Below are 482 nucleotides of genomic sequence, written 5' to 3'. Positions count from 1 at the left end.
TTTGGGCCGGGCTCGGTCTTCACCCCTTCGGTGTCGAAGCAGGCCCAGTAGCCGTCACGGATCTCGGCCTGCATCCCGGTAGGAATCTTCGCGACCACGTTGCGGAGCCGATGGATGAGGCAGCGCTGGCGTAGCGCGGCCGGGAAGATCTGCTCGATCGCGGCGATCAGGCCGGCCGCGCCGTCGGAGACGATCAGCAGCGGACACGCCAGCCCGCGGTCGCGCAAGTCGGTGAGGAAATCGGCCCAGGCGTCGGTGGATTCCCCCGAGCCGGGTGCCAATCCGACGAACACGGGTTTACCGGTGGTGGTGATGCCCCACGCCGCCAGCACCGGCTCGGCCGGTGAACCCGGATGCATCCGGAAGAACGAGGCGTCCAGGAACAGATAGTCCAGCACCACCTCGTCCAGGCGTCGCTGCGCCCACCCTTCGTACTCGGTCTTGATCGCGGAACAGACTTGTGACACCAGTCGATTTCGAGA

1 pseudogene is annotated in these 482 nt (G+C 66.2%); it reads right to left on the bottom strand.

Features of this window, described 5'->3' with window-relative positions:
• Window positions 1-467 (bottom strand): annotated as a pseudogene (locus tag CRM90_RS30110) (transposase); the annotation flags it as partial.
• Window positions 468-482: the final 15 nt, after the last annotated feature.

Source organism: Mycobacterium sp. ENV421, from assembly GCF_002887815.1.
Classification (GTDB): Bacteria; Actinomycetota; Actinomycetes; order Mycobacteriales; family Mycobacteriaceae; genus Mycobacterium.
This window is presented reverse-complemented; position numbering and strand designations above follow the sequence as displayed.